The organism is Hymenobacter coalescens (genome assembly GCF_054783195.1).
In genome coordinates this window covers 140,764-147,989 of sequence record NZ_BAAGRA010000005.1, presented here as the reverse complement: position 1 = coordinate 147,989, position 7,226 = coordinate 140,764, and the positions used below count along the sequence as shown (strand labels likewise).

Sequence of the window (7,226 nt, the reverse complement as noted above, 5' to 3'; positions counted from 1 at the left end):
CGCGGCTGGGCGCGGCCGGCGTCGGCTGGCGCTACGGCCGGCATGGCGGGCTCGGGCGCGGCGGCCGCGCGGCCGTGGAGCTTTTCTTCGGCCAGCCGCTGCTGCACCAGGCGGTTCACCAGGTCCTCAATCTGCTTGCGCTGGGTGAAGGACAGCTCGATGTTCTGCTCATTGCCGGTGGTCGTAGCCGCGAAGTCGCCGGACTTAATGGACTCCAGCTCGGAGCGGTGCCGCGACGACCGGTCGCGCAGCTCGCTGATGTGGTTGCGCAGCACCCGCCGCTCCAGCCACCAGAGCACCAGGCTCAGCAAGGACAGGATCAGGGCGATGGGGCCGAACAGGCGCGTCATCGGGCTATCCGCCGACGCGGCCGGGGCCACCGACGCCGTGCTAAGCTCCGCGCTGTCGTCGTCCGCACCCGCTACCAGCGACTCCGGCACTTCGGCCGCCGTGCTGTCGAACGTAGCGGCCCCCGCCACGGCATTTACCTGCCCGATGTCGCCGGGAATGGGCGTGCCCTGCTCCACGTAGGCCGTTAGGGCTGCTTGCAGGCGACTGAGCTGCTCCATGCGGGCGGGGTCTTTGCGCCGCTGGGGCGAGCCCCCGAGCCGGGTCACGATTTCCTTGGCCAGCCGCTGCAGCCGCGACTGGTCATTGCCCAGGCCCTTGTACATCACGCCTTTGCCTTCCAGCGGCTGATACACCAGCGAGTACACCCGCTGGCTGTCGGCCCGGATGCTGTTCTCGAAGGCTTTAAGCGTGCCGTCGCAGCGCAGGGTGTTGTTGAGGTTGGCGCGGCCGTTGTCGTTGTACACGTAACGGACCGTGGCGCACCAGATTTGCACCTTTTTCTCTTCCAGCGTAGCCTGGCCGGGCGTGGTTTGGGCCTGGGTTACGGCAGTAGCGGAAAGCAGCAGGCCCGTCAGCAGGGCGGTGAGGCGGGGGGAAATCCTCATGAAGTCAATGAAATGAAAGCCGGTCAGGTGTCAGGTAATCAATGAGCCTACTCAAAATCAAGTTTAGCCAGAGAGTAAATGCGGTTTTGTGTTTGCTTGTCTTGCGTCTGGAAGCAAATAGTAACCCGGTCAGATGACACAAAACTCGCATCACAACGCCACCACATAGACGATATGCTTCGCATGTACTGGTTGATTGGGAAAGGCGAAAGTTGCTCCAGATTGTAGCGTTTGAGCATGTTTCCTTGGGTGTTGTAAACCACCATTACATCAACACCATAGCCCATCGATGACCAGTTGTCGAACGTAACCACGTAGCGGCCATCGTTCGACACCAATGCACTTACCGGCGCTATGCGGTTAATCAGGTTTTGTTGCCACAGCAATTGCGGCCCATTTACAGTGCGCCGGTATAACATAGCGTGGCAGGGTACAACCGTCGTATCCTGTGGGCTGAACTGCTTTTTACGCTTCAGTTTTGCCCCGCGCCATTGATAATATTTGTCAGGAACCAGCAAGGGAACCACTCGAACAAAATGGCTACTGTCCGCACTGTAGTAGTCATGCGTTGTTGGGGGCGCCCACGAATCTGCCAGCAGCAGTGTGGGCTGAACGAACGTAAGCAACCACAAGAAAGCAACAGTCTTAAACTTCATTCTGCTTTAGGTTAATGCTTTCATTCTATCAGCGCGGACGCCCGTCAACCACCCCGGCTTTGGCTGGCGCCAAAGCGTCCCCTCCTCATCTGAGGAGGGGAGCTTCGTTCTTTAGCCTTGTAGCAAATCCCGGCCGAGGTTGAACAAGGACTGCTTCAGTGGCAGGAAGAACAGCGTTTCGGGCAGTGTTTCCTCCGAGCCCAGGGTGCGCTCCAGCTGGTGCAGGCCCAGGTTCAGGCTGTCCTCCACCTCGCGGGTCATAAAGTCCAGCACGCGGGCTCGGTCGATGTCCACCCCGACTTCGCGCATGAGCGGGGCCACGTCGTCGTTGACCAAGACCAGCTCCAGGAACTTGCGCATGTTGTCGAGCACCTGCTGACGCATGTCGGCGTCCACGCCGCGGGCTTTCAGGCGCAGGCCACCGATTTCGGGGCTGGTTTCCGAGCCAAGCAGGCGGATGTTCTTGATGCTGTCCACATCCGGGGCCGACTGGCTTTCCTCGAACAGCACGCCGCCGTTGGTAGTGGCCTCTTTGGGGTTATCGGCCAGGATGACGCGGAAATTCTGCGGCGGCTCCACGCCCGTTACGGCTTTGAGCACAGCTTTAGAAATCCGCTCGATGGCGCCCATGCTGCTGCCACCCGCGAGCAGACGCAGGTACAGGCTGCCCTTGCCCGAGAAGCACAGGTAGCGCGGCAGCTTCAGGCCCAGGTGCTGGGTGAGCTGGCCCACGTGGTAGATGATGCTGGTGTAGTGCAGGTAAAACAGCACCCGCAGCTGCCGGCCCTTGCCCAGCGCCAGACTCTGCGAGAAGCGCAGCGCGTCGTCGTAGAGGAAGAGCAGCGAAGTCACGTCGGCTGAGCCGAAGTCGTTGTTGCTCAGCGCGGCGCGCAGGTAGCCCTTGAACTCCTGGTTTTGCTCCGAGTCGGGCAGGCTTTCCACGTGGCCCACGCCGAGGCGTAGCAGGCCGTTCTGCTTGGGCGCGCCCTGCACGCGGGCGTAGCCGTCGCCCCACAGGTCGTTGCCGGCAAAGCGGAACGAAGAGCTGTAAGCCGGGCGCGAGTCGGCAAATACCAGCAGGTCGGTGGTGCCGCCGCCGATATCAATGTTGACCACGTTCTCATCCCGGCTCGGCACCACCTGATTCGTGGCCGTGAGGTAGTAGTACGGCGCCACCGATTCGGTCAGCGTGAGCGTCTCGCGGCGGGTGCGGAACACCTGCTGGAAGGCCTGGTCCCACTTGTCCTTGAACTGGTTGCGCAGGAAGGCGTCGAAGCTCAGCGGGGCAAACCACACCACGCGGGTGTCTTCCATGATGCCGCCGTTCAGGGCCGTCTTGTGCTTGAGCAGCAGCATCACCTCGCGGAAGAAGGCCTCGATGCGCGTCACGCCGCTGGGGTCCAGCTCGGCCGACCACTTCAGGTTGGTCACGAAGCGGTTCTGGGGCAGCTCGGCGGTGTTTTCGGTGTTGATGCTGAAGCCGATGTTGATGTTGCCCAGCACCCGCGCCGGCTCGTTGGGGAAGGTGCTCGTCTCGCACACCGCCGTGCGCACCGGGAAGGCGTAGGCCGCCCCGCCCTCGCCCACGAAGGAGGGCACGAACTCACGGTTTTGCAGCTCGGCAATCTGGGCCCACAACTGCTGGGCGCCCTGGCGGTAGCGCTGGTAGGGCGACAGGCCCAGGTCGGGCAGCGGGGCGTGCAGCCAGATAACCTGCTGGTCCAGCTCGCCGATGCTGAGCGGGCGCGGGTGGCTGCTCGGGCCGTCGGAGTAGGCAATGTGGGTGTTGGTGGTGCCGAAGTCGACGGCGAAGGTGAAGCGGCGGGTGCCGCGGTCCAGCTCCTTCCAGCGCGGCACCATCAGGCCGCGGGCCGGCGGCAGACCGGGGCCGGCCGGGCACACCAGCTCGGCCACGTCGAAGTGCGTGCCGGTGACTTCGTAGTAGGTGCTGCCGGCGGTGCTGATGCTCTTGCGTGTCCGCTCGTAGCGGGTGGCGCGGCGGGCGGCGCCCTGGTCCGTTATCCGCTCCCCGCCCACGAAAAACTCTACCGCGTACTGCTTCTGCAACTGCGCCGGGCCGTTGTCGGCATCCACCAGCATCACCTTGTACAGGTCGTTGTACTCGGGCTGCTGGCGGAACTTGTAGAACGGGAACACGCCCAGCCCGACGTTGGCCCGCACGATGCGGCCCTTCTCCGGGATTTCGCGGCCCAACTCGTCCTTGGGGTTCTGCGGATTGGTGTAGTAGCTGCGCTCCAGCGTGATGAAGCGTCCCTGCTGCACCGGCACCCGCAGGCTCACACGCACGTGGTTCAGGTCGATGGTGAAGTGTAGCAGCTCGGCCAAGTCGTGCTCGGTGAAGTACTCGAAGAAGGCCGGCTGCAGCGGCAGCAGGTACGGGAAGCGCGCCCGGCCCTGCGAATCAGCCCCGTACTGGAAGGTCACGCGGCCAGTGTGGTACCGCTCACCGTTCAGCTCGTAGGGCAGCTCCACCAGCGAATCAGCCAGCAGGTCGCCTACGGTCAGGTAGGGGTACTTGAAGCCCTTGCCCGGCAGCACGCGGCTGCTCATGGGCTGCTCGTCCACGTAGGGCACCACGGTGCGGTCGTCCCAGGGCTGGCCGTTCAGGTAGTTCACGCCGCCCATGGCCAGGTTGGGCCGCAGCACCAGCGGCTTCACCACGCCGGGCGCCAGGTCGCGGGTGGGCTGGATGAACAGGTCCGACGACACGACGGCCGTTTGGTCGGCACGGCCGGGCAACGGGATGTTGCGCACGTAGGCCGGGTTGCCCTGCGCGTCGGCCAGGCCGGGGTAGCGGGTGCTGAACTGCTGCGCGTTCCGGTCGCCGGTCAGCTGCATCTGGCTGATGCGGTTGCGGTCGAGCACGGCAAAGACGCGGTGGGCGAAGTTGCGGTCCTGCAGGCGCGGGAAGGTCAGGAACAGCTCGTACACGAAGTCCTGGAACTGCGGGTCGCGCTGCTCCAAGGCCACGTACTGCTGGTCGAAGTAGCGGCCCCCGGCGCGGGGGCGCTCCACGTCGAGCACCGGCACGGCCGGGGCGGTGAACAGCAGGGTCAGCGGCGAGGTGCCGCCCAGCAGGCGCGGCCCGCCCTGCAGGCCCGGCGACTCGTAAAACACCAGGTACAGGTCGGGCGTCTCGCGGAACCGCTCGTCCTGCCAGAACAGGCGCAGCGTTTCGCCCAACAGGCGGGTGTTGGGGTCCTGCTGCATGCGGCCCAACTCGGCCTCGGCGTTCCAGCGGCGCAGCGTGATGCGGCGGCCGGCCTGGGAGTACAGGTGGTGGTTGTAAAGCAGCTCCAGCAAGTCCCAGTAGTGCGACACCAGCTCGTGGTACACCGAATTGGGGTTGCGCGAGCCTTCCCGGGCCACGAAGTCAAACGCGGTTTCGAAGAGGTGCATCCGCGCGAAGGGCGTCGGGATGGACACCGCCAGGTTGCGCGTGCGGCCGCCCGTGGGGTCGGTGATGGTGTTGATTTCGGTGCTCGTGAGCGGACCGGTCTGTTGCCAGCCCTGGATTTGCTGCGAGCCGCTGTTGTGCAGGCGAAGGACTTTGGGCATGCGAAGGAGGAAGTCGGTTTAGAAGAACGAACTCCCCTCCTCAGATGAGGAGGGGTGCCCGAAGGGCGGGGTGGTTGACAATCGTTGAACGATTATCGGCGGGCGTCAGGACCGAGGAGCATCAGTCTGAGCTGGTCGAACGCAGTTGACAAATAATGCCATACTCGCGGGATTGATAGACGAAGTGAGCCGCTTTACTGATGTCCGCTTCGGCAACAGGAATCAGATAGCCACCCTCTTTGTACAGCATGAATTCGATTTGCTCCCGAGCTTCTTTCAAGCCAGTCCCAAACAAATCCATGTACAATTTCACCAGCCGTAATTCCTGGAAATCTTTACCTGGATTCCCGTTAACCAACGCAATAAAGGGCATAGGCCTTTGCTCTAAATAGCGTATTGACTTGAACGGAGCCATGAAGCGGTAGAGATGCTTGGACAAGCTCAGCATGACGTGCTGGGTTGGCGGGCCTTACACCACCTTCACCTTATCCCGGAACGCCTCATCCGTCACGTCGTACATCAGGGTGATGAGCTTGCGGAAATTATCGGCGTCCTGCACCTTCTTTTCGCGGGTGTTCAGCGCGTCGAGCAGGTAGTTGCGGCTGATGCCTTTGCTGAAGAAGCCCGTTTCAATCGGCTTGCCCTGAATCATCAGGTTGAAGTCGTCGGTGTTCAGGTCGAAGGGGCGGAAGGAGCGGCGGTTCTGGGCCAGCTCCTGCAGCCAGGCATCCACGCCGAAATCGGGGCTGTGCAGGAACTGCTCCAGCTGCCGGAAGATGGGCTCGTTTTTCTGCGCGTACTGCAGGTTGAGGTTCTTGGCGTAGGGCGCTTCGTCGGCGCCCATGTGCTGCTTGTGGTAGCGCGAGAAGTACAGCAGCTGCGTGAGGTGCTGGGCCACCTGCTCCTTGGTCTCGGTGGGCAGGTGCTGAAACTGTACATCGGGCGTGTCCGTCTCCAGGCCGAATTCGTGGAAGAGCGGGCCGTTGTTCGAGCGGATGTCGCCGGCCGAGTAGCTCATGAAGTCCACGATGCTCAGCGCGGCCAGCAGCTCGATGATGTGGGCCTTGTTGCGCTGCCCGGTGCCGCCCGGCTGGTTGTCGTAGGGCGTGTCGGGCGTGTCGGCCAGATAGTAGAGCGCGTCGAGGCCCTGCAGGTGGTTTTCGTAGTAGCCGAGGGCGGCCTTGGTTTTCGTCAGGAAGTTGTTGGAGTCGATGACCTGGTTGTCCTCGCTCTGCAGGGCGAAGTAGGGCATCACCGTCACGGCCCCGGTCAAGGCGTCGCGCAGGTAGCGGGCGTTCGAGAGGCGGGTGTTGGGGTCCTTGAGGTTCTTGAGCAGCAGCGGGAAGCCCGAGGCGCCGGTGCCGCCGAAGATGCTGCTGATGAAGAACACCCGGTCGTCCTGCTGGAAGTTGTCGGCGAAAAACCGCATTTCCGGCGACTCCACGATGCGGTTCAGCACCACCGAGCCCACATTGGGCGAGCCGCGGAAGCCGATGGTTAGCGGGCTTTCCAGGTTATCCTGGGTGAACAGCGCCTCCACCAGCGCCTTCGACTCCACCGGCAAGTTATTGTAGCCCAGGTAGTCGCGGAAGGAGCGATTGATGCCGCCGAAGTCGAACACGAAGGTGTCCTTCACCGAGCCGTTCACGTCCTGGCTGATGGACGAGAGCGTGCTGATATCGGTTTTGAAGAAGCCCTCCTCGCGCGGCCCGAGGCGCCGGTGAATCTGCTGGTAGGTTTGCAGCAGCTGCACGGTGCGGTTCATGTCCGCGTTCTGCGCGTCCGGGTCGATGATGATGGGCACCACCTGCTGGCAGTTGGGCAGGTCTACGCCCGCGGCCAGCAGCATCGTGAGGGAGCGGACCACCCGGGAGCCGGTGCCGCCGATGCCGAAAAGAAAGAGTTTAGCCATGAAATCAGAACTGAGAAGCAAGAACTTAGGGCCTAGACTGGTCAGTCAATCAGCAGTAAGTCTTTCTACAAGTGAGACGTGCAAAGACAACAAGAGCTAAGTTCTTGGCTCTCGTACCTAAGC

General features: G+C 62.8%; 5 protein-coding genes. All 5 read right to left on the bottom strand.

The features are described from left to right. The coding region (locus ACYVKQ_RS05165) for a hypothetical protein (RefSeq protein WP_460576321.1) at positions 1–956 on the bottom strand (956 nt) is incomplete at its 3' end. 47 nt (positions 957–1,003) lie between these two features. Beyond that, a complete protein-coding gene (locus ACYVKQ_RS05160) occupies positions 1,004–1,612 on the bottom strand; it encodes a hypothetical protein (protein ID WP_460576318.1) in 609 nt (202 codons plus the stop codon). 111 nt (positions 1,613–1,723) lie between these two features. Further along, positions 1,724–5,191: a hypothetical protein gene (locus tag ACYVKQ_RS05155; RefSeq protein ID WP_460576316.1), complete on the bottom strand. Its 3,468-nt coding sequence runs from the start codon at positions 5,189–5,191 to the stop codon at positions 1,724–1,726. Positions 5,192–5,312: 121 nt separating this feature from the next. After that, complete coding sequence (locus ACYVKQ_RS05150; RefSeq protein ID WP_460576314.1) at positions 5,313–5,639, bottom strand: hypothetical protein; 327 nt, start codon at positions 5,637–5,639, stop codon at positions 5,313–5,315. A 21-nt stretch (positions 5,640–5,660) separates the two neighbouring features. Beyond that, entirely contained in the window at positions 5,661–7,103 is a 1,443-nt protein-coding gene (locus ACYVKQ_RS05145) for a hypothetical protein (RefSeq protein ID WP_460576312.1), read from the bottom strand. Between the last annotated feature and the right edge of the window lie 123 nt (positions 7,104–7,226).

Coding starts and splice junctions, on each gene's coding strand:
- ACYVKQ_RS05160 (WP_460576318.1), bottom strand. CDS start 1,612: ATGAAGTTTAAGACTGTTGCTTTCTTGTGGTTGCTTACGTTCGTTCAG.
- ACYVKQ_RS05155 (WP_460576316.1), bottom strand. CDS start 5,191: ATGCCCAAAGTCCTTCGCCTGCACAACAGCGGCTCGCAGCAAATCCAG.
- ACYVKQ_RS05150 (WP_460576314.1), bottom strand. CDS start 5,639: ATGCTGAGCTTGTCCAAGCATCTCTACCGCTTCATGGCTCCGTTCAAG.
- ACYVKQ_RS05145 (WP_460576312.1), bottom strand. CDS start 7,103: ATGGCTAAACTCTTTCTTTTCGGCATCGGCGGCACCGGCTCCCGGGTG.